The sequence below is a fragment of the Microvirga roseola genome, assembly GCF_020866965.1.
Classification (GTDB): domain Bacteria; phylum Pseudomonadota; class Alphaproteobacteria; order Rhizobiales; family Beijerinckiaceae; genus Microvirga; species Microvirga roseola.
On the sequence record NZ_JAJATX010000003.1, the window covers coordinates 147065 to 172014 of the forward strand.

At 64.7% G+C, this 24950-nt stretch carries 21 protein-coding genes and 3 tRNA genes; 9 read left to right on the plus strand and 15 right to left on the minus strand.

Annotation, left to right across the window (positions count from 1 at the left end):
• Nucleotides 1-19: 19 nt before the first annotated feature.
• The gene (locus tag LG661_RS03425) at nt 20-745 is read right to left on the minus strand and encodes a glutamine amidotransferase (protein ID WP_230530467.1); all 726 of its coding nucleotides are present in this window, start codon (nt 743-745) and stop codon (nt 20-22) included.
• Between the two features lie 419 nt (nt 746-1164).
• Here LG661_RS03425 and LG661_RS03430 point away from each other — a divergent pair, with 419 nt between their 5' ends.
• The 5 genes from LG661_RS03430 to LG661_RS03450 all read left to right on the plus strand — a co-directional run bounded on the left by LG661_RS03430 (nt 1165) and on the right by LG661_RS03450 (nt 8935).
• The gene (locus tag LG661_RS03430; RefSeq protein WP_230530468.1) at nt 1165-1554 is read left to right on the plus strand and encodes a response regulator; all 390 of its coding nucleotides are present in this window, start codon (nt 1165-1167) and stop codon (nt 1552-1554) included.
• Between the two features lie 171 nt (nt 1555-1725).
• Nucleotides 1726-5382 carry a FecR domain-containing protein gene (locus LG661_RS03435; protein WP_230530469.1) on the plus strand — a complete coding sequence of 1219 codons (3657 nt, stop codon included), beginning with the start codon at nt 1726-1728 and terminating at the stop codon, nt 5380-5382.
• Between the two features lie 39 nt (nt 5383-5421).
• The gene (locus LG661_RS03440; protein ID WP_230530470.1) at nt 5422-7422 is read left to right on the plus strand and encodes a CHASE2 domain-containing protein; all 2001 of its coding nucleotides are present in this window, start codon (nt 5422-5424) and stop codon (nt 7420-7422) included.
• Nucleotides 7419-7919: a GNAT family N-acetyltransferase gene (locus LG661_RS03445; protein WP_230530471.1), complete on the plus strand. Its 501-nt coding sequence runs from the start codon at nt 7419-7421 to the stop codon at nt 7917-7919. Before LG661_RS03440 ends, LG661_RS03445 begins: the two co-directional genes overlap by 4 nt.
• A 128-nt stretch (nt 7920-8047) precedes the next feature.
• On the plus strand, nt 8048-8935 hold the full coding sequence (locus LG661_RS03450; RefSeq protein ID WP_230530472.1) for a cation diffusion facilitator family transporter: 888 nt from the start codon (nt 8048-8050) through the stop codon (nt 8933-8935).
• A 61-nt stretch (nt 8936-8996) separates the two neighbouring features.
• On the opposite strand, the gene LG661_RS03455 is transcribed toward LG661_RS03450, so the two are convergent.
• The 7 genes from LG661_RS03455 to LG661_RS03485 all read right to left on the minus strand — a co-directional run bounded on the left by LG661_RS03455 (nt 8997) and on the right by LG661_RS03485 (nt 15453).
• Nucleotides 8997-10760, minus strand: coding sequence for an ABC transporter substrate-binding protein (locus tag LG661_RS03455; protein ID WP_230530473.1), 1764 nt, complete (start codon nt 10758-10760; stop codon nt 8997-8999).
• A 91-nt stretch (nt 10761-10851) separates the two neighbouring features.
• Nucleotides 10852-11115: a DUF2160 domain-containing protein gene (locus LG661_RS03460; RefSeq protein WP_407666636.1), complete on the minus strand. Its 264-nt coding sequence runs from the start codon at nt 11113-11115 to the stop codon at nt 10852-10854.
• A gap of 10 nt (nt 11116-11125) precedes the next feature.
• Nucleotides 11126-11482, minus strand: coding sequence for a hypothetical protein (locus LG661_RS03465; protein ID WP_230530475.1), 357 nt, complete (start codon nt 11480-11482; stop codon nt 11126-11128).
• The gene (locus LG661_RS03470; protein WP_407666637.1) at nt 11482-12348 is read right to left on the minus strand and encodes a carbohydrate ABC transporter permease; all 867 of its coding nucleotides are present in this window, start codon (nt 12346-12348) and stop codon (nt 11482-11484) included. Before LG661_RS03470 ends, LG661_RS03465 begins: the two co-directional genes overlap by 1 nt.
• Before the next feature lie 14 nt (nt 12349-12362).
• Complete coding sequence (locus tag LG661_RS03475) at nt 12363-13259, minus strand: carbohydrate ABC transporter permease (protein WP_230530476.1); 897 nt, start codon at nt 13257-13259, stop codon at nt 12363-12365.
• Nucleotides 13256-14356 (minus strand): ABC transporter ATP-binding protein, encoded by a 1101-nt coding sequence (locus tag LG661_RS03480; protein ID WP_230530477.1) that lies wholly within the window; start codon nt 14354-14356, stop codon nt 13256-13258. Before LG661_RS03480 ends, LG661_RS03475 begins: the two co-directional genes overlap by 4 nt.
• Nucleotides 14357-14367: 11 nt before the next feature.
• Nucleotides 14368-15453 carry an ABC transporter ATP-binding protein gene (locus LG661_RS03485; RefSeq protein WP_230530478.1) on the minus strand — a complete coding sequence of 362 codons (1086 nt, stop codon included), beginning with the start codon at nt 15451-15453 and terminating at the stop codon, nt 14368-14370.
• Between the two features lie 374 nt (nt 15454-15827).
• Between LG661_RS03485 and LG661_RS03490 the strand changes: the two genes are divergently transcribed.
• The 3 genes from LG661_RS03490 to LG661_RS03500 all read left to right on the plus strand — a co-directional run bounded on the left by LG661_RS03490 (nt 15828) and on the right by LG661_RS03500 (nt 18650).
• Entirely contained in the window at nt 15828-16124 is a 297-nt protein-coding gene (locus tag LG661_RS03490) for a hypothetical protein (protein WP_230530479.1), read from the plus strand.
• Nucleotides 16125-16332: 208 nt separating this feature from the next.
• Nucleotides 16333-16647: a hypothetical protein gene (locus LG661_RS03495; RefSeq protein WP_230530480.1), complete on the plus strand. Its 315-nt coding sequence runs from the start codon at nt 16333-16335 to the stop codon at nt 16645-16647.
• Between the two features lie 233 nt (nt 16648-16880).
• Nucleotides 16881-18650, plus strand: coding sequence for a coiled-coil domain-containing protein (locus LG661_RS03500; protein ID WP_230530481.1), 1770 nt, complete (start codon nt 16881-16883; stop codon nt 18648-18650).
• A gap of 209 nt (nt 18651-18859) precedes the next feature.
• On the opposite strand, the gene LG661_RS03505 is transcribed toward LG661_RS03500, so the two are convergent.
• Nucleotides 18860-19345, minus strand: coding sequence for a hypothetical protein (locus LG661_RS03505; protein ID WP_230530578.1), 486 nt, complete (start codon nt 19343-19345; stop codon nt 18860-18862).
• A 609-nt stretch (nt 19346-19954) separates the two neighbouring features.
• On the opposite strand from LG661_RS03505, the gene LG661_RS03510 reads away from it, so the two are divergent.
• On the plus strand, nt 19955-20248 hold the full coding sequence (locus LG661_RS03510) for a hypothetical protein (protein WP_230530482.1): 294 nt from the start codon (nt 19955-19957) through the stop codon (nt 20246-20248).
• 55 nt (nt 20249-20303) lie between these two features.
• On the opposite strand, the gene LG661_RS03515 is transcribed toward LG661_RS03510, so the two are convergent.
• From LG661_RS03515 to LG661_RS03540, 6 genes are all read right to left on the minus strand, one after another.
• A complete protein-coding gene (locus tag LG661_RS03515; RefSeq protein WP_230530483.1) occupies nt 20304-20936 on the minus strand; it encodes an SH3 domain-containing protein in 633 nt (210 codons plus the stop codon).
• Between the two features lie 350 nt (nt 20937-21286).
• On the minus strand, nt 21287-22693 hold the full coding sequence (locus LG661_RS03520) for a hypothetical protein (RefSeq protein ID WP_230530484.1): 1407 nt from the start codon (nt 22691-22693) through the stop codon (nt 21287-21289).
• A gap of 225 nt (nt 22694-22918) precedes the next feature.
• Nucleotides 22919-22993, minus strand: a tRNA-Gly gene (locus LG661_RS03525).
• Between the two features lie 21 nt (nt 22994-23014).
• A tRNA-Ala gene (locus tag LG661_RS03530) sits at nt 23015-23090 on the minus strand.
• A gap of 88 nt (nt 23091-23178) precedes the next feature.
• Nucleotides 23179-23254 (minus strand) — tRNA-Thr (locus tag LG661_RS03535).
• Between the two features lie 81 nt (nt 23255-23335).
• Nucleotides 23336-24937: a heme biosynthesis protein HemY gene (locus tag LG661_RS03540; protein ID WP_230530485.1), complete on the minus strand. Its 1602-nt coding sequence runs from the start codon at nt 24935-24937 to the stop codon at nt 23336-23338.
• Nucleotides 24938-24950 lie beyond the last annotated feature (13 nt).

Below are 24950 nucleotides of genomic sequence, written 5' to 3' on the forward strand. Positions count from 1 at the left end.
CTCCGTCCGGCGCAGGGCTCTACGGTTGCGGCTCGTCGAGCCAGTGATCCAGGAACCGGTCGAGCCAGAGCCGGACATGCGGATCGTACTGGAAGCGTCCCTCGATCTGCCGGATGCGGTCCTGGGCCCCCGGCATCGACAGGCGCTCCTCGGCGACCACGGTCCAGCGGCACAGCATGGCGTGGGTAACCTCCGGGTGGAACTGGAGCCCGAAGGCCGCCTCCCCTACGCGGATCGCCTGGGTCGGGAAATCGTCCCCCGTCACGAGCGTCTCCGCACCCGAGGGACAATCGAAGCCCTCCCGGTGCCAGTGATAGACATGGGTCGGCCAGGGCACGCCCCATTTGTCGCTCAGAACTGCGCCGGAGGCGGTCGGAACCAGGGGATAATAGCCGATTTCCGCCCGTCCCTCGGGATGCGGCCAGACCCGTGCCCCCAAGTGCTTCGCCAGCATCTGGGCCCCGAGGCAGAGGCCGAGGAAAGGCTTTCTCTCCTTGAGCGGCACCTCGATCCAGTCGATTTCGGCCCTGATGAAATCGTCCGGGTCGTTGGCGCTCATCGGCCCGCCGAAGATCACCGAACCCGCGTGAGCTTCCAGGGTTTCAGGCAGGGGATCGCCCAGGCGCGGGCGGCGGATGTCGAGGCGGTGGCCCCGTTCCGCCAGCAGGCGCCCGACCCGGCCGGGAGTCGAGTGCTCCTGGTGGAGGACGATGAGGATCGGCTTTTTGGAATCTTGGCTGGGCATGGGCTCGTTCCGGACCGGCCCTGCGGCCCGCGCGACGAATGGGAAGGAGGAGGGGAGAAAAACATGATCCGCCATGGAACGGCAACCTCGGCCTGGATTTTCAAGGCTGCCGCCCAGGAGCTAGCCCGAATCATACCTAAGACGAAGAAGCGCGGAAGACCCTTGGAAAGCCCGACCTTCACCATATTTCCATCGCGCAATGCCAAGCTTCTCAGGATCTAGGCAAGCGGAGGCTTCCCTCGTAAGATCAACTTCTTAAGGGCGTGTCGGGGATTTCCATTGGGGTCCGGCCGGCTTTGCGATAGAGAGTTGAGAGTGCTAAGAATTTCTGATTCTCGGCCCTCTCCGAAGCCTCGCAAGGCAGCCGTCCGGCCCGGAATGGCCACCTTCCGACGCGCTGACTGAAAGAAAGAAAAACGGTGACTGAAAGCGTGACCAGCGACGGCGATCTCAGCGGCTTGCGTATTCTCGTAGTGGAAGATGAAGCGGCGATTTCCCTGCTGCTCGAGGACATGCTCCTCGATTTCGGCTGCGAAGTGGTCGGTCCGGCGGCCCGCCTCTCGGCGGCCCTCGAGGCGGTGGCGCGCGAGCAGTTGGACCTCGCCATTCTCGACGTGAACGTGGCCGGCGAGCCGATATACCCCGTCGCCGAGGCCTTGGCCCAGCGCTCCGTTCCCTTCGTCTTCTCCACCGGCTATGGCAGCGCCGGCATCCGCGACGCCTTCCGCGATCGACCCGTGCTTCAGAAACCCTTTGCCCAGCACGACCTGAAGCAGAAGCTCATCCTGGCCCGCGGCAAGCCGGCGTAAGCCGGATTCCGCCTCCGACCTGCCTTTCGACCTGTGGCGCATATGCCGCAAGGATTCACGCTGTGCTGCAAAACATAGCACCCGTGACGTGAATCGGCTTTGATCCTGCCGCGTTCCTGCTAAGCTGAAGGTAACGTTAGAGCAGCTGTCCCTCCAATCCGCTAATTCCCCATGTCCGTACGTTCCCTCAGGCTTCTGGCCGCGACCAGCGCCCTGGCGCTTTGCCTCGCTGACGCTCAGGCGCAATCTCCCGTCCCGAGACCCACCCCGGTCGCCGGGTCCATTGTTGCGACCAAGGGGGGCGAGGAAATGCGGTTCGTCCGGGAGGAAGCCTGGCGCGGGGTGCTGGTCAGGCAGGACGTGCTCGGCGGCGACGTCCTTCGCACCAACGCTATCGGCAACCTGGCGATCCTGTTCGCGGACCGGACACAGATCCGCGTCGGCCGCAACTCGGTCCTGACCGTGAACGACGTTGCGGCGGGCAGCGGCACGACCGAACTCAATCTTCAGGCCGGCAACATCTGGGCGCGCGCGAACCGCGGCGGCACGGGCGTCGACGTCAGGACGCCCGCTGCGGTGGCGGCGATCCGCGGCACCGACTGGTCCCTGTCGGTCGACGGATCGGGACGGACCTCGCTCATCGTGCTGGAAGGCGTGGTGGAGCTGCGCAATGCGCAAGGATCGGTCACGGTCCGCCAGGGCGAAGGCGCTGTCGCCGCCATCGGCCAAGCCCCGGCGAAGTTCGTCCTCACCAGTGCAAACGACCGCGAGCAGATGCTCTTCTACATGAGCCTTCGCGACATCTTCTCGACCTTCCCCGCGACCCCGCTGGCGGGACCCGCAATCCGGGCGGAACGGGCCCGGATTGCCGCCATCGCCCCGGAGCGGCGGAGTGCGGAAGACTGGCTGAGCCTGGCTGAGGTCGCCCTCTATCTCGACGGGCGCACTGCGGCTGCGGAAGCCTTGGCCCAGGCCCGCAGCCGGGGTCTGAGCGCCTCCCAGCGCGCCCGCGCCGACCTCGTCGAGGCCACGCTCCTCGGCATGAAGCACCAATGGTCGGAAGCGGCCCGCCTCTTCGGGCGGGCGGCTCAGGGCGTCTCGGGCGAGAGGCGCATCATCGCATCCTACGGGCGTTACATCGCCGAGTCCCTCGCCAATCCTTCGCGGGTCTATGCGGAGCCGGACTTCGCCCTCACCGACCCTATGGCGGTGCTCGCCCACATCTACATCGTCGCCTTCCAGAAGGATCTGAAGGCGGCCGGCGAGCTCATGAAAGCGGCGGAGAAGCGCTTCCCGAAGGACATCCGCATCGCCGCCTCCGCCGCCCAGGTCTATTACGCGCTCGGCTGGCGCGACGAGATGCGCGCCTCCATCGCCCGCGCCAAGGCCATCGACCCGAACGACCCGGAAGTCGTTCTGGCGGACAGCAACATCCGAGCCGATGTCGACGGCGAGGTGAATGCGGCCATTGCCGCCCTGCGCGAAGCGGCCGCCGTCGCGCCCGGCAACTCCGATATCTGGAACAGCCTCGGCCTGCTCGAATCCGACCGCGATCATCCGCTTGCGGCCGAGGAAGCCTTCCGGCGAGCCATTGCGGAAGAGCCGGGAAGCCCCGTCGCCTACACGAATCTCGCCCTTCTCCTGCTCGAACAGAATCGCGTCGAGGAGGCCGGAGCCCTGATCGACAAATCCCTGGAGCTCGATCCGGACTTCCACGTGGGCTATCTCGCCCGCGGCCGGTACCTTCTGCAGAAGGGCGAGCCCGAGAAGGGCCTCGAAGCCATCCTCGCAGGCTCCGCCGCCAATCCGGCCTATTCCCAGGGGCTGCTGATGGCGGCCATCGCCTATTACCAGAACGGCGAGGAGGAGCTTGCCGATCAGGCGCTCGACAATGCGGACCGGCTCGATCCCAACGATCCGAGCGTCTCGATGGCCCGCACCGCTATTGCCATCGACCAGTACCAGGCGGATCAGGCGGTGCTCGCCGCCCGGGAAACTCTGCGTCGCTACCGGCAGCGGGGCGGCGATTTCGCAGGTCTCGCCGTCAACAAGGACGGCGGCTCCTATCCGGCCCAGGCTTACCGGTTCCTCGACCTGAACGAATGGGCTCGCTTCTACGGCGACCGGGTGTTCGACCCTTTCACGGCATCGAGCTATTTCGACCAGGCGGCCGCTCTGCGTCCGAACCTCGTCACGACGAGGCCGACAATCGATGCTCTTGAAGGCGATGTAGCCGACCTGACAGCCTTCAACCTCACGGTCCAGGGGCTCTTCTTCGATCCGCTCGCCGTCTCAGGCCGCATCGGTCGCCTCGATCTCGTGCGGCGGCCCTTCATCGATGCGGAGGTGGGAGGAAGCCTCATTTCCAGAGACGGCCAGATCGGCTGGGGCGCTGAAGCCAATGTCCAGGGCTTTTCGAACGAGCCGGTTCCGACCTCGTTCCTGCTGAACGCAGGCCGCACCCGGATCGACGTCGACAATCCCATCGACCGGGAGCAGGCCGATACCGGCTCCCTGTTCATCGGCATGGCACCCTCGGCGGCGGATCGTTTCCTGGTCTTCGGCTCGGTGGCGAACCAAGAGCCTAGCCTCGCACGGGTCAGCACACAGACCCGGCTCTTCGAGGGAACGCAGGAGACCACGGCCGTGCAGGCCGGCGCGGGCTGGAGCCACAGCTTCAGCGACCGCAATGTGCTCACGGCCGCAATCTACGCCAATCGCGGCCTCGACCGGCGTTTCACCAACTCGGCGACCATTTTGCTAAGTCCAACAATCGTCGGTGGATCTGCTCTTATTGGTGGGGAGCTGTGGGAACGCAATAGGACAGACGGAGCTGTGGCAGCCATAGGCCATAGCATCGGCTTCGACGCTCTCACCCTGCGCTACGGCTTTGAGGCTCAGACCGGGCGCAGCATCGCCAACTCGTTCGGGCGTAGCTACATCTACAATACTACGACCGGAGAGATTCAAACGGCGAACATCAGCGAAGCAGCGGATCTGGATTTCCGCGGCACGCGCTTCTACGCGGACGCCTTCTGGCGCCCGTCCGACTGGTTCGAGATGCAGGCCGGGATCGAGCGCAGCGCCATCGATGTCGAAGGGCAAAGCGAGGAGCATTCTATATCTCCCCGCATCGGCTTCGGCGTCTCGCCCTTCGAGGGACAGTGGCTGCGGGCAGCCTTCCGCCGTGACCGCGTGCTGCCGGTGTCGTTCACGCTGTCCCCCGTTTCGACGGTCGGCCTCGTGCCCAATTACCTGCCGGTCGCCCTTGGCGGCGAGGTGGACACCCTCGCCTTGCGCTGGGATGCCGAATGGACGCCGCACGTCTTCACGGCCGTCGAGTACCAGCGCCAGGATGTGGAAGGCCTCGACCTTCCCGTCCCGAACACCTTCGACAGCGTTGGCATCGAGAAGGCCCGTATCGAGCGTCTGGCAGCGACAGCCAATCTCTGGCTCGGCCACGGCATCGGCGTGTTCGGAACGATCGGCACCACCTCGACCGAAATTCGCGCCGGCGAGGATCGGGGACGGGACATACCGTTGATCGCCGGCCAGTTCGCAAGGTTCGGCGTCACCTTCGTGCATCCGAGCCGGATCAAGTTCACCCTGGCGGGCACCTTCGCCGGCGACCTTCGCGGCGATCTCCTGCGCTACCAGAAGCTCGAGGACTACTGGACAACAGATGCCTCCGTCACCTGGGAAACGCCCGACCGGCGGCTTCTCCTAGGCCTGAGCGTCCTTAACATGTTCGACCGGGAATATGAGCTTGCGCCGGACATTCCTGGCCCTGGGCGCACCATCGCGGCGAGTGTGAAGGCGCGGTTCTAGAGCCGCTTCAGGAAAGTGGGAGCCGGTTTTCCGTCCGAAATGGCGACGAACACGAATTTGCAGAACGGAAACCGGCAGGCATCGGGAAGCGAGGGAAACGGCCAGCCTCTCTGGCGGCATTTCCTCATGGCGGGGCTCGTCGCGGCCCTCCTGCTCCCGGTTCTGTACTTCCCGCCCTTCCGTCTCATCGAGGCGCGGCTCTACGATATCCTTTCAGTCGTCGCGCCGCCCTTCCCAACGGATCCTGGTGCGGTGGTGGTCGCCATCGACGAGCCTTCGATTTCGGAGATCGGCCAGCGCTGGCCTTGGCCGCGGGACCTGCACGCCCGGCTGATCGAAAGCCTGCGCGCGGCAGGCGCGAAGGTCATCGCTTTCGACATCATCTTCGCCGAGCCCTCCACGGAGGAAGCCGACAGGCGGTTTGCCGGCGCGCTCGGGCCGGATGTGATCCTGGCGGCGGACGATGTGACGATCCCCCTTCCCCAGGGTGTTCAGACGACCCGGATCAACCCCATCGATCCCTTCCTGGATGCCGGCGCGGTGCCGGGCGTCGCCGCAGTCGATCTCGACGGCGATGCCTACCTGCGCCGCATGCCGCAGACGCCCGACAACTTCGCCAACGAAGGCCTTCGTCTGAGGGGAGAGCCGGTTCCGGAGCTGCCCGAAGGGGCCCTTATCCAATATTTCGGTCCGGCCCGGACCTATCCGACCGTGTCCTATTACCAGGCGCTCGATCCGGAGAACTTCCTTCCCCCCGGCTTCTTCAAGGATCGGACCGTCATGGTGGGACTGAGCCTGAAGGCCGCGACATCGGCCGACGCGGGCGCGCCCGATACCTTTGCAACGCCCTATACCCTCACCACCGGCAATCTGACTGCCGGAGTGGAGGTGCAGGCGACGATCCTCGACAACCTGCGCCACAACCTCTTCGTAATCCCCGCTCCCCGGCTCGCGATGGTTGCGCTCGTGATCGCAGCGGCCTTTCTGGCGGCAGCCTTGTGCGTCCACGGGGTGTCATGGCGGACCGGGTTTGCGGTCGTCTTCGTCCTCGCCTTCTTCATCGTCGGAGCCTGGGCGCTCCTCCGCTTCGAGCGCATCTGGGCCCCGCCTGCGCTGCCGGTTGCGGCGGCGCTCGCGGTGTTCGGCACCCGCTTCGGCCTGGATTATGCCCGCGAGAGGCACCTGCGCCGTGCGGTCTCGGAGGCCTTCTCGCGCTACCTGTCGCCCGAGCTGGTGGCGCAGCTCGCGCGCGATCCCGGCGCCCTGAAGCTCGGCGGCGAACGGCGCAATCTCTCGATCCTGTTCTGCGACGTGCGCGGCTTCACGACTCTCTCCGAGCGGATGAAGGACGAGCCGGAAAAACTCACGGCCCTCATCAACCGCCTGCTCGACCCGCTCTCGGAGTCGGTGCTGACGGAAGGCGGCACCATCGACAAATATATCGGCGATTGCGTGATGGCATTCTGGAACGCCCCGCTCCCGAGTCCCGACCATCCCCTGCGCGCAGTCGCGGCTGCAATGCACATGTTGGATGCGGTCAATGCCCTGAATGCGGACCTCCGGCGGGAGCAGGGCGAGGATGCTCCCACCTTCGCCATCGGGGTCGGCATCAATACGGGCGATTGCGTCGTCGGGAACGTCGGCTCGCGCTGGCGCTACGATTACTCCGTGCTGGGCGACACGGTGAACCTCGCTTCACGGCTTGAGGGTCTGTCGAAGGAATTCGGCGTCTCGATCGTCCTCGGCCCCGCAACCGCAGATGCCGTGCGCGAGCACTATGTGGTGATCGAACTCGACCGGATCGCAGTCAAGGGACGTGCGGCGGAGACTGCGATCTTTACCATTGTCGCGCCGGCTGCACGCCGCCAGGATCCGGCGGTCGCCGAGCTCGAAGGCCTGCACCCTCAGCTGATGGACACCGTCCGCGCCGGACGGCGGGAAGAAGCGCTGGAGCTTGTCCACCGCTGTCAGGCGCTCGCTCCCTCGCTGGCGCGGTACTATGCGAGGCTGGCGCTGAAAGTGGCAAAGACAGCGGAATGATGATCGAGACGGAGCGCCTACGGCTTCGCCCGCCGAACCCGTCGGACGCACAGGACCTGTTCCGTTTCCTGGGTGACCGAAATGCGATGCGCTTCACCCATGTCCAGGCATCGCTCGACGAGTGTCGGCGCTACCTCGAAGGACACGAAGGGAACCGGGAAAGAGTTGGATACGCGCCCTGGGTCATCCTGGACAGGTCCGATCTGATCGTCGGGTTCGGCGGCTTGTACGAGGATCCTTTCGATCCGGGCTGGGGCCTCGAGATCGGCTACTACTTTGCCCCCGAGGCTTGGGGGAAAGGCTATGCAAGCGAGTTGGTGAGATACTGTCTCGACCTTGTGCGGCAGGACGTAAGGCTGTCCGAAGTCGGAGCCTTCGCGCATCCTGACAACGCCGCATCGCGCCATGTGCTGATGAAGTCCGGCTTCCGGCAGGAGCGGCTCATTCCTTCCATGAGCCGCTATTTCTACCGGCTCGCCCTGCGCAACTCGGCATGATGCCGATTGCTCCACCGCGCTGAACTTGCAACCTATTTGCAAGTAAACACAAGGCTTTGCACTTGAGGTCGCAGCCTCTATAAGGTCGGCTCCGTTCTCCCGCTGCCCGTGCTTTTCGTTGTTGTGCCATGGACAAGATCCAGAAACTTGCCATCGGCAGCATATTCGTCGGAACGTTCGTTCTCGTCCTGAAATATGCCGCCTACGCCGTCACGGGCAGCATCGCGCTTTATTCCGATGCGCTGGAGAGCATCATCAATGTGGTGACGGCGCTTGCCGCCTTCATGGCGGTCCGGCTGAGCGCTGCGCCCGCCGATGCCAATCACCCTTACGGACACCACAAGGTCGAGTACTTTTCCGCCGTGCTCGAAGGCGTGCTGATCATCATCGCGGCGCTCGCGATCCTGCGGGAAGCCTATTACGGCTTCATGAATCCGAAGCCGCTCGATGCTCCCGGCCTGGGTATCGCCGTGAATGCAGTGGCGAGCGCCATCAACGCCTTCTGGTCGTGGATCCTCATCAGCCGGGGCCGGCTGCTGCGCTCGCCGGCGCTCGTTGCGGACGGACGGCATCTTTTCACGGATGTGGTCACATCCATCGGAGTCCTAGGCGGTCTGCTGCTCGTGCCGCTGACAGGCTGGACCTGGCTCGATCCGGGGCTTGCCGCCCTGGTCGCCGTCAACATCCTCTGGTCCGGCTGGGGGCTCATCAAGGAGAGTGTCGGCGGTCTCATGGACGAGGCCCTGCCCGAAACGACCCTGAACCGCGTGCGGGAGGTCATCGCCAGCAATGCAGAGGGCGCCATCGAAGCTCACGACCTGCGCACGCGGAATGCCGGACGCATGACCTTCATCGACTTCCACCTCGTCGTGCCTGGCCGCATGAGCGTCACCGACGCCCACGATATCTGCGACCGCCTGGAGCGGGCCCTGAAGGAAGAAATCGAGGACGCCCTCATCACGATCCATGTGGAGCCCGACGACAAGGCAAAGCACGCGGGCATCGTGGTGTTGTAGCGCAGAGCGAGCGCAAAAAGAGGGGCGCTTTCGCGCCCCTCCTCGTTCATTCTAACCGGGATCAGCTGCGCTTCGGCGGGGAAGCGGGCCAGCTCTTGATGAGCGTGTCGTAGTCGACCGTCTCGCCCTTCGGCTTCTCGTTATCGAGCTTGCGCTGAGGTGCGATGTGGCCTTCGGCGGCAGCCTTCTTGAACCATTCCTCGGCCGAGGTCTTCGGGTTCAGCTTCGGTCCGCATTCGCCCTGAACGCCGGCGCGCTCGAGGCGGGCGAGCACGTCGTCCTGGGCCGCCGCAAGGGCATTCATGGCTTCCTGCGGGGTCTTGGAGCCGGAGGCCGCGTCACCGATATTCTGCCACCAGAGCTGAGCGAGCTTCGGATAGTCCGGGATGTTGTTGCCGGTCGGGGTCCACTGCACGCGAGCGGGCGAGCGGTAGAACTCGACGAGGCCGCCGAGCTTCGGCGCACGCTCCGTCATCGACGGATGCCAGATGTCGCTCTCGCGGATGAAGGTGAGGCCCACATGGCTCTTCTTCAGCGAGACCGACTTGGAGGTCACGAACTGCGCATAGAGCCAGGCGGCCTTGCGGCGCTCGACCGGGGTGGACTTGAGGAGCGTCCACGCTCCTGCGTCCTGGTAGCCGAGCTTCATGCCGTCCTTCCAGTAGGAGCCCTTCGGTGAGGGAGCCATGCGCCACTTCGGCGTGCCGTCCTCGTTCATCACGGGAAGGCCCGGCTTCACCATGTCGGCGGTGAAAGCCGTGTACCAGAAGATCTGCTGGGCGACGTTGCCCTGAGCCGGAACGGGTCCCGATTCGGAGAAGGTCATGCCGGCCGCCTGGGGCGGAGCATAGTTCTTCAGCCAGTCGAGATACTTGGTGATGGAGTACACGGCCGCCGGACCGTTGGTGTCGCCGCCGCGCTCGACGGACGAGCCGACCGGGCGGCAGCCGTCCATGCGGATGCCCCATTCGTCCACCGGCAGGCCGTTGGGCAGGCCCTTGTCGCCGTTGCCGGCCATGGAAAGCCAGGCATCGGTGAAGCGCCAGCCGAGCGACGGATCCTTCTTGCCGTAATCCATGTGGCCATAGACCTTGACGCCGTCGATCTCCTTCACGTCCTTGGTGAAGAACTCGGCGATGTCCTCATAGGCGGACCAGTTCACCGGCACGCCGAGGTCGTAGCCGTACTTGGCCTTGAACTTCTCCTTCAGATCCGGCCGCTGGAACCAGTCGTAGCGGAACCAGTAGACGTTCGCGAACTGCTGGTCCGGCAGCTGGTACATCTTGCCGTCCGGGCCGGTGGTGAAGGACTTGCCGATGAAGTCGTCGATGTCGAGGGTGGGCGAGGTGACGTCCTTGCCTTCGCCCTTCATCCAGTCATCGAGCGCCACCGCCTGCTTGTAGCGGAAATGGGTTCCGATGAGGTCGGAATCGTTGACCCAGGCATCGTAGATGTTGCGGCCGGACTGCATCTGCGTCTGGATCTTCTCCACCACGTCGCCTTCCTGAATCAGGTCGTGGGTGAGCTTGATGCCGGTGATTTCCGAGAAGGCCTTGGCCAGCACCTTGGCCTCGTATTCATGGGTCGCGATGGTTTCGGAGACCACATTGATCTCCATGCCGGCGAACGGCTTCGCCGCATTCACGAACCATTCCATCTCCTTGAGCTGCTCTTCCTTGGAGAGCGTGGAAGGCTGGAATTCGGTTTCGACCCAGCGACGGGCCTCCTCCATGCCGGCAAAGGCCGTGCCGCTGCCGATCACCATGGCGAGGGCGCTCGCGGACATGAAGAGTTTCAAGCGCCGGTGAGATTGGGTAACTTTCATTTATTCCTCCCAGATTGTGCCCCTGCCGGCTTGAGCCGGTCTGCTTCTCTTCCGAGCCCCAAGCCCGAAAGAGCTTTATTGAGCCCGTCCCTCACACGTAGCGGAAAACCGCCGCCGCATAGACGAGAGACAAGCCGGAAGCCCACCAAAGGTCCGTGCCGACGAACCCGAGCCAGGCCAAATGGATGAAGGCTGCGCCCAGAAGAGAGATGAACAGGCGGTCGCCGCGCGTCGTGGGAATGCGCAGCACGCCCACCCGCTCGGTCTCAGGGCGGTAGATCGCGAGCAGCGTCATCAGCAGGAGCAGGCTGGCAATGCCGGCAAAGAAGAGCGCCGTCTGCCAAGTCCAAGCCATCCAAGCGAGATCAGGCACGGGCACCTCCCGTAGCATTGTTCGAAGCATTCACGACCGTTCCGCTGCACGCATAGGCCAGATAGCCCAGAATACCCTGCAGATGATGGCATGCATGCTCTACGACCATGCCGCGATCACGGGATCGAAACGCCTCCATCTCCTTGCGGAGATCGCCGATGTCATCACCGAGCGAGCCGACAACCGGCTTCACCGGATCATCGAAGTCGAAGGCGTCATCGAAAAAGATGCTCCAGTACTGGTCATGCTCAAGGGTGACTTCCGTAATGCCCCGCAGCTCGAGAGCGTCACAGATCGAATTCGCCCACTCGCGGATCTCGCTCACGGGAAGCCGGTGCCTGGTTTCCATCACACCCTCCCCAGGGCGAAGCCCTTGGCGATGTAGTTGCGGACGAACCAGATCACGAGTGCGCCGGGCACAATGGTGAGCACGCCCGCCGCCGCAAGGAGCCCCCAGTCCATGCCTGCCGCCGAGACGGTGCGGGTCATGGTGGCGGCGATCGGCTTGGCGTTGACCGAGGTCAGGGTACGCGCGAGCAGCAGCTCGACCCAGGAGAACATGAAGCAGAAGAAGGCCGCAACGCCGATGCCGGACGCAATCAGCGGCATGAAGATCTTGATGAAGAAGCGGGGGAAGGAATAGCCGTCGATGGCCGCCGTCTCATCGATCTCGCGCGGCACGCCCGACATGAATCCTTCGAGAATCCACACGGCCAAGGGCACATTGAAGAGGCAATGCGCGAGAGCCACCGCCCAGGGCGTATCGAAGAGGCCGATGGCGGAATAGAGATTGAAGAATGGCAGCGCGAACACCGCCGCCGGAGCCATGCGGTTCGTGAGCAGCCAGAAGAACAGGTGCTTGTCTCCGAGGAAACGATAGCGCGAGAAGGCGTAGGCCGCCGGAAGCGCAAACGAGATCGACAGCACCGTGTTGATCAGCACGTAGGTGAGCGAGTTGATGTAGCCCGAATACCAGCTCGCATCCGTGAAGATCGTGACGTAGTTCTGGAAGGTGATCTCCTGCGGCCAGAGGGTGAGGCCCGACGTGATCTCCGTGTTCGTCTTCAGGCTCATGTTCACGAGCCAGTAGATCGGCAGCATCAGGAACAGGAGGTAGAGGGTCATCACCACCACCCGCCCGTTCACGCGCGGCCGAGGGACGGCCTTGTTGGCGGCGAGCGGCGCGGCGGAGACCTTGGTCTCGGATGGCCCGATGGCGACGGTTCCGGTCACTCCTGCACCCTCCCGCGCTGCGCATCCGCGTTGGTCATGATGGTATAGAAGACCCAGCAGATCGCAATGATGATCAGGTTGTAGACCAGCGACATGGCGGCGGCCTTGCCGAGGTCGAACTGGCCGAGCGCCAGCTTCACGAGGTCGATGGACAGGAAGGTGGTCGCATTGCCCGGTCCGCCGCCCGTGAGCACAAAGGGCTCGGTATAGATCATGAAGGAATCCATGAAGCGCAGGAGCACCGCGATCAGCAGCACGCGCCGCATCTTCGGCAGCTGGATGGTGCGGAACACCGCCCAGCGCGAGGCCCCGTCGATCCGCGCCGCCTGGAAATAGGCGTCAGGGATCGATTTCAGCCCTGCATAGCAGAGGAGCGCAACGAGGCTGGTCCAGTGCCAGACATCCATGATGATGATGGTGACCCAGGCATCCAGCGGATCGCCCGTGTAGTTGTAGTCGATCCCCAGCCTATTGACGGCCCAGCCGAGGAGTCCGATGTCGCTGCGGGCGAAGACCTGCCAGATCGTGCCGACCACGTTCCACGGAATCAGAAGCGGGAGGGCCATGAGAACGAGGCAGAAAGCGACGCCCCAGCCCTCGCGCGGCATGGCGAGCGCCACTGCGATGCCGAGCGGCACCTCGATCATGAGAATGATCGCCGAGAAGAGCAGGGTCCGCCACAGGGCGTCGAAAAAGCGCTCGCCGAGCTGGGTCGACGGGTCGAGCAGGTCCTGGAACCAGCCGACGCCGTTCCAGAAGAACTGGTTGTTGCCGAAGGTGTCCTGTACCGAATAGTTCACCACCGTCATGAGCGGCAGGATGGCCGAGAAGGCCACGATGCCGAAGACGGGCAGGACGAAGAGCCAAGCCTTGTTGTTGAGGGTCTTCGTCATTGCGCATTCCCTCCCGGCTCTTCGCCCGGAACCAGGTGACCGTCGGCGTAAATGTGCACATAGCGCGCATCGAAGGCGAGCGAGGCCTCGTCACCCTCGATGGAGATGTCCTCCGGCACGCTTGCGGCGAGCGCCCGACCGCCCATCTCCACCCGGGCGATGCGCGCTCGCCCGATATCGTCGATGCGCCGGATGCGGACCGGCAGCCCGCTTCCCTTCGGCTGAAGCTGCACGAATTCCGGACGAATGCCGAGCTCGATCCGCTCTCCCGCAGGCAGAGCCGGATAGGCGCCTTTCAGCGCGATGCGCTCGTTGTCGATGAAGGCCGTCGCACCCTCGACCCGGCAGGGCAGGATGTTCATGCCGGGCGAGCCGATGAAATGGCCGACGAAGGTGTGGGCGGGGCGCTCGAACAGTTCGTCCGGAGTTCCGGTCTGGACCACGGCGCCGTCATGCATGACCACCACCTTGTCGGCGAAGGTGAGTGCCTCGGTCTGGTCGTGCGTCACGTAGATCATGGTGATGTCGAGCGCCCGGTGGATCTCCTTGAGCGTGGAGCGCAGCTGCCATTTGAGGTGCGGGTCGATCACGGTGAGCGGTTCGTCGAACAGGATCGCCGCCACGTCGGGGCGCACGAGCCCGCGCCCGAGCGAGATCTTCTGCTTCATGTCGGCGGTCAGGTTGTTCGCCTTGCGGTCGAGAACTGAGGTCAGGTCGAGCAGGCGGGCGATCTCCTCCACCCGCTGATGGGTCGCTTCCCGCGGCACACGGCGGTTCTTGAGCGGGAAGGCGAGGTTCTCGCGCACGGTCATGGTGTCGTAGACCACGGGAAATTGGAAAACCTGCGCGATGTTGCGCTGCTCCGTCGGCTGATCCGTCACGTCCCGGTCGTCGAACAGGATGCGCCCGCGCGTCGGGTGCACCAGGCCGGAGATGATGTTGAGGAGGGTGGTCTTGCCGCAACCCGAGGGACCGAGCAGCGCATAGGCGCCGCCCTGGTCCCACACATGGTTGATCTCCTTCAGGGCATAATCCTGCGGTCCCTTCGGATCGGGCCTGTAGGCGTGGGCGAGATGGTCGAGGGTGATGCGGGCCATATCCTCTCTCCTCACGCGGCTTTGGCGAGATCGGCAGCGGCGAGGCGGCCTCTTTCGTCGAACAGGAAGACGTGGCGCGGGTCGAGATAGGCCGTCACCGCGGCTCCGGGCTGAAGACGCGTCACGCCGGCAACGAGGGCGACGAAGCGGTGCTCGCCTGCGCTGAGATGCACGTAGCTCTCGGAACCGGTGATCTCGGCGAGCGAAACTTTGACAGGAATCGCGATCTCGTCCCGTCCCGTCGACTCGAAGCCCAGGTGATGAGCCCTGAAGCCCACCGTGTACTCCCCGTCCGGCGCGGCGGCGAAGGCACCAGCGGCAGGGCCCTGCCCGCCGGTGCTCAGGGCGACCGTGGAGCCGGTCTTGCTGGCCCTGAGCGTGTTGAGCGGCGGGTCGGAGAAGACCTGGGCCGTGACGAGATCCTGCGGGTGACGGTAGACGAGCGGCGTCCGGCCGAACTGGGTCGCCCGGCCTTCGAAGAGCGTCACTGTGTTGCCGCCGAGAAGAAGGGCTTCGGAAGGCTCCGTCGTGGCATAGACGAAGATGGCCCCCGAAGCGGCGAAGACCCGCGGCAGCTCCTCGCGCAGTTCCTCGCGCAGCTTGTAATCGAGATTGGCGAGAGGCTCGTCGAGAAGCACGAGGTCCGCGCGCTTCACCAGCGCCCGGGCGATGGCCGTGCGCTGCTGCTGTCCGCCCGACAGGTTGAGGGGCTTGCGGTCGAGATAAGGCTCGAGCTTGAGGAGCCGCGCCGCATCCTGGACCCGGGCATCGACTTCCGCCGATGGAAGCCGCGCGACCCGCAGGGGCGAGGCGATGTTCTCATAGACGGTGAGCGACGGATAGTTGATGAATTGCTGGTAGACCATCGCCACGCTGCGGCGCTGCACGGGCCATCCCGTCACGTCCTGCCCATCGACCAGAATGCGTCCGCTGCTCGGGGCGTCGAGGCCCGCCATCAGGCGCATCAGCGACGTCTTGCCGGCGAGCGTCGCGCCGAGCAGCACGTTGAGCGAACCTCGCTCCAGGGTCAGCGATATGTCGCGAATATGGGTCTCCGCGCCGACCTTCCTGCAGACATTGTCGAGAACGAGCGTCACGAAAGCGCGCCCCTCGACCGGTCAGAGGCTAGTTGCATCGCGATCGCCAGCACCGGGACTGCGGCAGCCTTCCCGATGGAGCGGACATGCCAACGGGCACGAGCCTCGGCTCCCAAGCGTCTTCTCCCTCAAAGCCCTCTTTTGATTTGGCTTTTATTGTTATGTTGGCACGAGCCTAAGTGGCGGCGGGAAAGAGCGCAAGAGCTTGTCGCTAGGCGCGCACAGCCTCCCGGCGTTACAGCCGGAGAATTTTGTCACAAAAGACAGACTTTCGAATGGGTTAGGTAAAATTGCGAGGTAGCGCGCCCCCGCTCTCTCCCGCTCCTATGGGGATCATCAGCGAACAAGGATTCAATGTTCGGCGCGGAGGGAACATGACCGGCAACAACATCGACGCGAACGCCGTCGGCAGGGCCTTGAGAGGCACGAACTCATTGGCGCTGGAATCGATCATGCGAGAGGTTCTCCATACTCTCGGCGACATCGACTTCCAGCACCGGGCGGCACTGCAGAACCTGGAGATGAGCGGCATGGATGACCGCACCAGAACAGAGGTCAGGGAGAAGCTTCTCAGCCGGCATCGCGAAAGGTGCAAGCCCTATGCCGGGCTGCTCTTAACGCCTGCGCAGACGACAGTACCGCCAGGCCCGATCCGGCAGCGGCCAGCTTGACCGATAACCGAAGCCGCATGTGCGCGACTTTCTGTCCGGCACGCCGGCCAAGCCGGAACTTATGAAACGCGCGGGGCTTGCCTCTCCACGATGAGAACCGAAGAGCAACAGCGGCGGCCGGACTTCTGATGAAGGACCCCGCATGTGCGGCGCAGCACAGCCGCCCCGCCCCCATTATGCTGATGTCTCGGCATCAGGAGAATCAATGATGCGCTCCCTGTTAACCGGCCTGCTGATAGGCGCTTTCAGCGCCTCGCTTGCAAGCTCCGGCGTTCGCGCCGAGTCGGCCGAGACCACCCGGGTCGCCACGATGCCGTTTGCCGATTGCCTCTCGATCATCGCCGAGGTGTCGCAGGAGATCGACGAGGAGCCTGTGAACCTCGCCAGCACCGACGACCTGATCTCCGTTCGAATCAACGCATCGGACGGGTTCGTCACCGTGTCCTGCAGCCGGCCCGACAGCAGGATGACCCTCACCAGGAGTCCCGTGCCCCAAGCGGCCGGCATCACGGCTTCGCGTTGACGAAAGACCTGGGCGGGCGCTCCGCTCTGCATTCCTGATGGCGATTGCCGCACCATCCGTGCGATCGAGCTCCGGCCCTGCAGCAAAGGCAGCAGCCCTGCAGGTCAGGCCGGTGCCAAATGTCGCCTGATTTATCGGCTCTGCTGTGAGTCGTTGCTGTCCGCATCATTCGGCGCGCTTCCGAAGTCTCGCCGCAGATGCCGTCAGCTCCTGTGACACAGCGGAGAAGCGCCATGGCCCGGCAGAAGATGAAGTCTCATCATGCAACGTGTCTGTGGTGGCGCGTCGCCCCGGCGGCGGTTGCAACGCTGATCATGGGCTCCCTGCCTCTCGCTGCGAATGAGCGCGGCGCCAGGATGGATGCCTCCTCGCATACTGTGAATTCCCCTGACGGGCACAGCACGACGGGTTCTGCCCCAGCCGGCGAACCGGCGCGGGACTGGTCCCTCATGCTTGGCGGCCTCTCCACCTCGGAGGAAGGCCGGGCGCTGATCGCCCATCTGGCGGCGCTGGTGCAGAAGGGCGATGCGGCACAGGCGAAACAGGTCCTCTCATCCGCCATCGAGGCAGGATCGCTCGCCGTCATGATGATCGACCACATCGGGGATCCGGCCCTGCAGATGAGTCTGCAGGAACTGGCATCCGGCGAGCAGGGCCCTCCTATCCTGTCCGACGAAACACGCGACAGAACATCGGAAGCCGCCACGGCCAGAATCGCCGAGCTTGAAAGCGCCCTCGCGCGGGAGAAGGACCGGGCCGATGCGGCGCTGAAGGCGCTGGACGGTGCCCGGGAACAGCTGACTGTTCTGACCACAGCTCAGCCTGTCACTGCCGAGCTCGAAGAGGCATTGGCGGATGAAAAGCGGAGAGCAGATCAGACCATCGAGGAGCTGAACCGCGCCAGGGAGCGGCTTGCGGTTCTGGCGGATGCCGAGGCCAGGGCGGCTGCGCGTGAAGGCGAGCTTGCGCAGGAGCGCACGAATGCCTCGGCGGCGCGTCAGGAACTCGAGATCCTGCGCGCTCAGGTCGCGAGCCTGAAGGCAGCGGAGGCCGGAGGGAGTGCACTGGAAGCGGCGCTGAAGCAGGAGAGGGAGAGGGCTGCCATAACCGCTCGCGAACTTGAGGCGGCGCAGGAGCAGTTGGAAGCGGCCGAAGCCATCAGAGCGAGAAACGCTGAACTTGAAAAAACGGTCACGCTTGAGAAAGGCCGGGCCGATGCAACGACGCTCGAACTCGCGACATCGCGGGAAAGGCTTGCTGCCCTTCAGGCTCGCGTTGCGAACGCACAAGAGCTCTCGGAGACTCTTGCGCAGGAAAAAAAGCGCTCCGTTTCCGTAGCGCACGAACTGTCCGTGGCGAAGGAGCAGATCGCAGCATTCAGAGCGAACGCGACGAAGGCGCAGGAAGCGGCTGAAACGGAAAAGGAGCGCAGCTCGTCTCTGTCTCTTCAGCTGGACGATGCACGAGGGCAGCTTGCGGCCCTGCGATCCGCCGAAGCGCAGGCAGCGCAGGTTGGGATTGCATTGCGCCATGAGCGGGAGCTGCTCGCCGCTGCTCATCGCGAGCTCCATGGCCTCAGGCAGAAGCTCGCCGCCTTGCAGGCCCGGAATGAGCACGTGCCCGCAGCCGTGATGTTCCGGCTTCCCCTCACTCTGGAAGCGCCTGCGCCTGCTCCGCCGGAGAATGCGCCGCGGCGCACCGAGAAGGACGAGCGCGGCGATGACTCACGCAAGGCCAAGCAGGCCGCACTGCCGAAGGACGCACCGGAAAGAGCAGCGAAGCCTTCTTCGCAAGGCCGCGCATCCGTCAAGGAAAATTCTCGCTCGACCAAGCCGGCAGCAGAAGAGCGCAGCCAGCGCTCCGCCAACAAGAAGTCCCCGACGCGGGCGGCGAAGCAATCACCGCGTTCCACTGCGAGAGCGGCCGATGCAGGACGGGAGATCCGCGTTCTCGAACTGCCGCCCGAATTGCTGCCCGACGGGAGATTGTGGCGGCAGAACTAGACCCGCCTCCATCGGCGGACAATTCGGGTCCTGCCGCGGATACGGATCGATACCGCGACTGATTTCGCACGGCCGCTCGGGATCGGGGTGCAAAGCAGGATGGCCTACCTCTGAAGGGTAGCGGCCCGGCTTTTCCTTGACGCTGCCCTCCCCCCGGCCGATCCTCGGCAGGAATAGCAGGAACTCGTTCGCTTCAATTTTACCAGGCGTCAGGAAGCTCCGAACCACGACCGGCTCAAGACCTCACGAACCGGAATCCGCCAGCCTGCGACCAATGACGTTCTCTTCGTTTTGCGTTCCCCGGACGAGTCCAAACCCGAACCAAGAGACCGAGCGGATGCAGCTGCTGCACCGGTCTCGCACCCTCTGGAGGAGCCATGCTTCGGACATCGTTCGTTTCCCTCGTCGTCCTCGCTCTCGTTTCCGCCCAACCGGTCCTCGCCAGAGGAGGTGATGGCGGAGGAAAAGGCGGCAAAGGGGATGGGGGCAGCGAGAGCGGGAACGGTGGCGGCGGACGCGGCGGCGGTGGAAGGGGCGATGGCGGCGAGGCCGAAGGCCGTAGCGACAGCGATGGGAGCCGCGGTGGCGGCCGTGGCGGCAATGAAGGCAATGGCGGACGGGGTGGCGGGGGCGGCCGCGGCGGCAAGAATGGCGGTGGCGGCTCGCTGGGCGGAAGCCTGGGCGGGAGCAGCCAAGGCGACGGCACAGGCGGAGTCGGCCGCGGCGGAGGTGGCTCGGCGGGCGGCGGTTCGGGCAGTGTGCAGGGAGGCGACACCCCGAGCGAAAACCCGAATGCCGGCACGGCCAGTCCCAGCCCATCCGGCGCGACTGCCGACACTCCCGCGGTCGGCCTTTCCAATTCCGGAACTGGCACCTCCAGTGCGGGCGGAATCGGTGCGGGTGGAAATGGCGCCGCAGGATCCTTAGGAGGCGGAATCAGCACGAGCGCTGGCGCTGTAAACAGCGGCGGCCAGGGTCCGAGCCCTTCGAGCCCTCCCGGAGGCGGTTCAGTGGCGAGCGATCCAGGCGGCGGCTCTCCCAGCAGGAGCGGTGGCTCACGGCGCAGCGGCGGCAGGCAATCCGCGGAATCCCCGGCTCGGGATTCGTCTCCTTCCAGAAGCTCGTCGAAAGCGGAGGCATCGAGGGCGACGAATTCCCGCCCCGCCGCGGCTCCGGTCGTCACGCATTCCGCCCTGCCGCCGGCGCAGGTTATCGTTCGCAGAGGAAGCGGCGGCGAGCTGAACCTGCCGGCTGCTCTCCGTCCGGCTCTTCAGGCCTCGAATTCCGGAGATGGCGGCCTACCGATGCAACAGCCGATCTCGACCGGCTCCATTGCGCCGCTCGTTCCCCGCAGCGGCACGCCGACATACATCGTCCGGAACTGCCGCGACTCCATCGTCGCGGCTGCGGCCCCGCTGGGTGCGGTTCGCGTGGATGCGGCCAGCGCCGGCCAGACACAACAGGCGCAGGATGGCAGGCTTGTCGCACCGATCGAGGTGAGGATCGTCTATGCCAGCACCCGCGCCCGCCAGGTCCGCCACTCTTATATCACCTGCCAGATCAGCGCCGACGGCACGGTTACGGCCCTGGACTCATAGCGGCGCATGAAAGCAAAGCCCCGCTGCCTTCGGGAAGCAGCGGGGCTTGCGCATCTTAGTCTCTCCGCTCGCGCCTCAGCTCCTGCCGGGCTTCGAGGAGTTCGCGGCGCTCCCGCTGGAGCTGGCGCCGCTCATCGCGGACATTGCCTCCGACACGGCGTTCGCGCTGCAGGTCCCGCCGGGCATCGAAGACATCCCGCTGCTCCTCGCGCACCGCGCGCCGGGCATCGCGCAATTCGCGGTGCTCCCGGAATGCATCCCGCCGGTCGAAATAGGGCTCGCGGGCCCAGCGACGCTCGAGGTAGCGGTCGCGGTACCAGGGACGATCGACGTAGTAGCGGCGGTGATAGATGCCGGGATCGAAACCGATCACCGGAACGCCAATGGAGAAAGCAACGCTCGGAATCGGCTGGCGAGCATAACGCTCGCCTGCATAGGCCAGATAGTTGCCCGAGACCCAGCCGCGCTCGCCGGCCCAGGTGACATCGCACCAGTTATAGCCGGTCAGACAGCCATGAACCGTCACGCGCCCGCCCTCCGGAATCGTATCAAAGCGTTGATAAGATGCGGCAGGTCCCGTGCGGATGTTGAGATCCGTCGTCGTGAAGGCAAGTGGTGCCGCAAGGGCAGATCCCGGCAGTACAAGGCCAGCAGCAACGGCAGCGATAGCTACGATTTTCTTCAGCATCGTCCAGTTTCCTTCCATTCGCGTGGCGCTTGACTCAGGAACACATGCTCATGAGCAGGGTTCCATTCTGCCCGCAGAATGCATCTGCGAATGTTAACTTGCTCTGAATGGAGGAGATGCTGGCCGTTCAGCGAGAGGCCGCCCCGATGTGGCCGGGGTGGCTCGGCGGCAGAGCCGTCCATATATGGAGGCGGTGAAGCGGCGTCAGTCGCCGAGCCTGGCCACGGGCGCAGCTGCCGCAGCATCCATGGCCAAGCTTGACAATACCTCTTCCCGCTGCCCTTGCCATTCGGGCAAGAGAGGTAGTGCGAAGAATGGGGCGGAGCCGACGTTCGGCCGCCGCCATATCGTCAGACGAAATAGAAATCGTTGTTCTTGAGCGTCCCGGAGAATCCCGCGAGCCGGAACTCGCCTTCCGAGACAGGCCCATCGACGGTCACGACCACGTCGCTCCCAACCCTTTCCCACTCGACCTGCGAAAAAGGATTGAGGCTGCGATCGACATTGATCTCCAGACGGTCCTTGCCCTGCTGGAAGTCATGGATGCGGGTGTCTCCGAACTCACCGGAGAAGGCGAACGTGTCGCGACCGCCCTTTGCATGGTCGAACATGAACTTGGCATCACCCCACATGTCGGCGACAGCGCTGCTGGCGACAAGGCGATCATTGCCTCCGCAGGTGTTGCCCGACATTTTGTACGCATCGCCATAGAGGTCGTTCTGCAGGTTCTCGCTGCTTCCGGCGCCTGCGGTGAGCACATCATGCCCGCCCTTGCTCCTGCCGCCCATTGTATAGGCATCGCCGAAGAGCTCGTTCGAGACCAGATTGTTGCCTCCAGTCAGCTTGTCGTTGCCGCCGCGAACGCGACCGCTCATCGTATAGGCGTCGCCGAAGAGATCCGACTGGAATCCGTCACCTGCGATTGTGTCGTGCCCCCCTCGTGCGTAGTCGGATATCTCGTAGGCATCGCCGTATACCGTGTGGATCTGGCTACCGATATTCATGGTGTCGTTACCACCGACCGACCGACCGGACATAGACTTTGCATCGCCATAGAACAGCTCCGAAACGCGCCCGCCGGCCGTAATGGTGTCATGGCCGCCGCGAGATCTTCCGGTCATGGTATAGGCATCGCCATAGACGATACCCCACCACCCAGGATCGAGCTTATCGTTGCCGCCCCTGGTAAAGCCCGACATCTGGTAGGCATCGCCGTAGAGAATGGTCTGGAGATTGTTGCCGTTTCCCCCGGTCATTTCATCATGACCGCCGCGCGCCCATCCAGACATGACATGAGCATCGCCGTAGAAGGTGCCACCGCCGTCCCCAGCGTTGAAGATGTCATGGCCACCGCGCGTCAGTTCCGACATCCAGTAGGCATCGCCGTAGAGCGTTCCCTGCGCATAGGAGCCGACGAGGTTGAAAACGTCACGCCCTCCCGCAGCGAGGTCGGACATCTCGTAGGCATCGCCGTAGAGAATGCTGGTCGTCGTGGGAGTCGAGTCTGTGCCCTGCAGGGACAGCGTATCGTGGCCGCCCCTCGCAAAGTTGGACATCCACCGCGCATCGCCGAAGAAGGTGTTCGATACCTCCGTCGATCCCCTCAGCGTATCGTTGCCGCCGCGCGCGAAGTCCAGAATCCCATAAGCGTCGCCGTAGAGGATGTTGTCCTGCGTGACCACGCCGACAAGAGTCTGGTTCTTTCCTCTCTGGAATCCGGTCAGATTTCCGCTGGTATCGCCGTATTCGATGTTCATGGCTCGTGCCTCCCTTTTCCGGAAGTATCGCGCCAGCGGAGACGGCAGGCCATTGTCCTTCGGATGCGCACTCGTCCGTCAGGATTACCGATTTGAATCGGCTGCGGGACATGAGGCGAGGACAAGAGCTTTTACGGAGTGCGACAACCTGTCAGAGAGACGGACATACGTTGACGCAACCTAGGGGATGCTGGAGTTCTGGAGATTGTAACCGGCTGCGAAAACTGGAGCGGGCGAAGGGATTCGAACCCTCGACCCCAACCTTGGCAAGGTTGTGCTCTACCCCTGAGCTACACCCGCGCTCCGTCGTTTTCAGAGGAATGGTGGAGCCAGGCGGGATCGAACCGCCGACCTCTTGCATGCCATGCAAGCGCTCTCCCAGCTGAGCTATGGCCCCAGACCAATCGGTCCATTCGTTCCACATCCATCCCAATTGGGGTCCGGGACGCCTTCCTCGGGATCCTGTTGGAAACCTTTGGAAATGATGGTGCCGCAAGAGGGATTCGAACCCCCGACCCCCTCATTACGAATGAGGTGCTCTACCAGCTGAGCTATTGCGGCGTCGCAAATGTGCGAACGAAGAGGGCGACCTCATACCCTCTCCCCCGCCACTTGGCAAGGATGGAAAGGCCTGGATCCGCCCTACCAGATTGAAAAAACGCCGCGCCTCGCCGGCGTCGTCTCCTTGGGCTTGGGCACGTCCGGCGGGTTGGCGGGAAAGACGACGGGCTCGGGCTTGGGCGGGAGGGGGGCTTCCTGCGCCGGCTCCCTTTCCCCCGCCTCCACGGTCTCGACGACCTCGCTCTTCTCCACGACAGCAGGCGCGGGCGCAGGTTCGGACGCGGGCTCCGCAGGCGCAGCAACCGCGGGCGGCTCCTCCACCACCACAACCGGCAGGGCTTTGGGTTCCTCGTCGAGATCCGCCGTGACCTCGTCGCTCAGGGTGAGCTCAGGCGCTACGAGCACATCCGGCGGCGCCTGCCAGACGAAGGCGTCGAGGCGGCCGGTGACGGGCGAGACCGGGGCCCAGTAGTCGGACACGACCCCGTCCGCGATCCAGGCGGGATCCCGCGGCGCGCGGGTGGCGCGGGCGAGCCAGCCTCGGCCATGGCCCGTCGAGCCGTGCTCCAGCTGCTCCAGATCCGACATGAGGAGGCATACCCGCATGGTCGGGCGCTCGGCGAGCAGCGGTTCGAGCACCTCGCGGACACGGGCGAATTCCCGCGCCTCGAGGGCGGCGCGCGCCACCGCCAGCCGCCCTTCCGGATCGCCACCGGACATTTTCAGGAGGGTCTCGGTGCGCTTGAGCCGGTCGAGGGCCGAATCGCCGGGCCGCACATTGAGATAGACTTCGGCGAGATCGGGATGGGGCTGGCTGCGCCATGCGACCTCGATCACCTTGGCGGCGCGGCGCATATCGCCCCGGCGCGCCAGGAGGCGGCCGGCCAGAGCCGCTGCGGGCACGAGATCGGGAGCGAGCTTCACCGCGTCCTGGGCGCTTCTGAGCGCCCCCTCCGCATCGTTGTCGACCCGGTCGAGGGCGTCCGCCGTCAGGAGCACCGCCCGGTGGCGGCGGGCCGTCGTCTTGTCGAGAAGCCCAAGGGAGGTCCGCCGCTCGATGGCTTCCAGCGCTCCGCGCCAGTCCCGCTCTGCGCAGCGCGCCTCGAGAACGGCGTCGCTCGCCCAGGCGGCGGCCGGCGCAAGGCGGACGGCCTCGGCCGCGTATTCGCGGGCGGCCACGGCATCGCCCCGGCGGCGGGCCTCGACGAAGAGACCGCGCAAGCCGAGAACCCGGGTCTGGTCCTCCTCCATCATCTGCGTGAACGCGGCCTCGGCCGCAGCTCGATTGCCGGAGACCTGAGCGGCCTGGGCCTTGAGCAGAAGCGTCAACGGCTCCTGGCCCAGAAGACGCTCGGCTTCGCTGGCGTAGCGACGGGCCGCGATGGTGTCGCCCGCGCCCACGGCCACCATGCCGCGGGAGACCGCCTGATAGCCGCGCGAGCGGCGACGCGAGCGGGATGCGGACGTCAGGCGGGAGGGCAGGCGCAGCAGGCCGGATACCGCCGACCAGAGGAGCGCCAGCAGCAATGCAAGGCCAGCAAAGGCGATGGCGGCCACGGCCACCGAAGTCTGAATCTCATAGCCGCCGAAGGTGATCAGGACCGTGCCGGGCCTGTCGGCCAGCCAGACTGCACCGAAAGCCGCAATGCAGAGGAGAGCGATGAAGAGGAGAGCGCGCCACATCCTGGGCTGATCC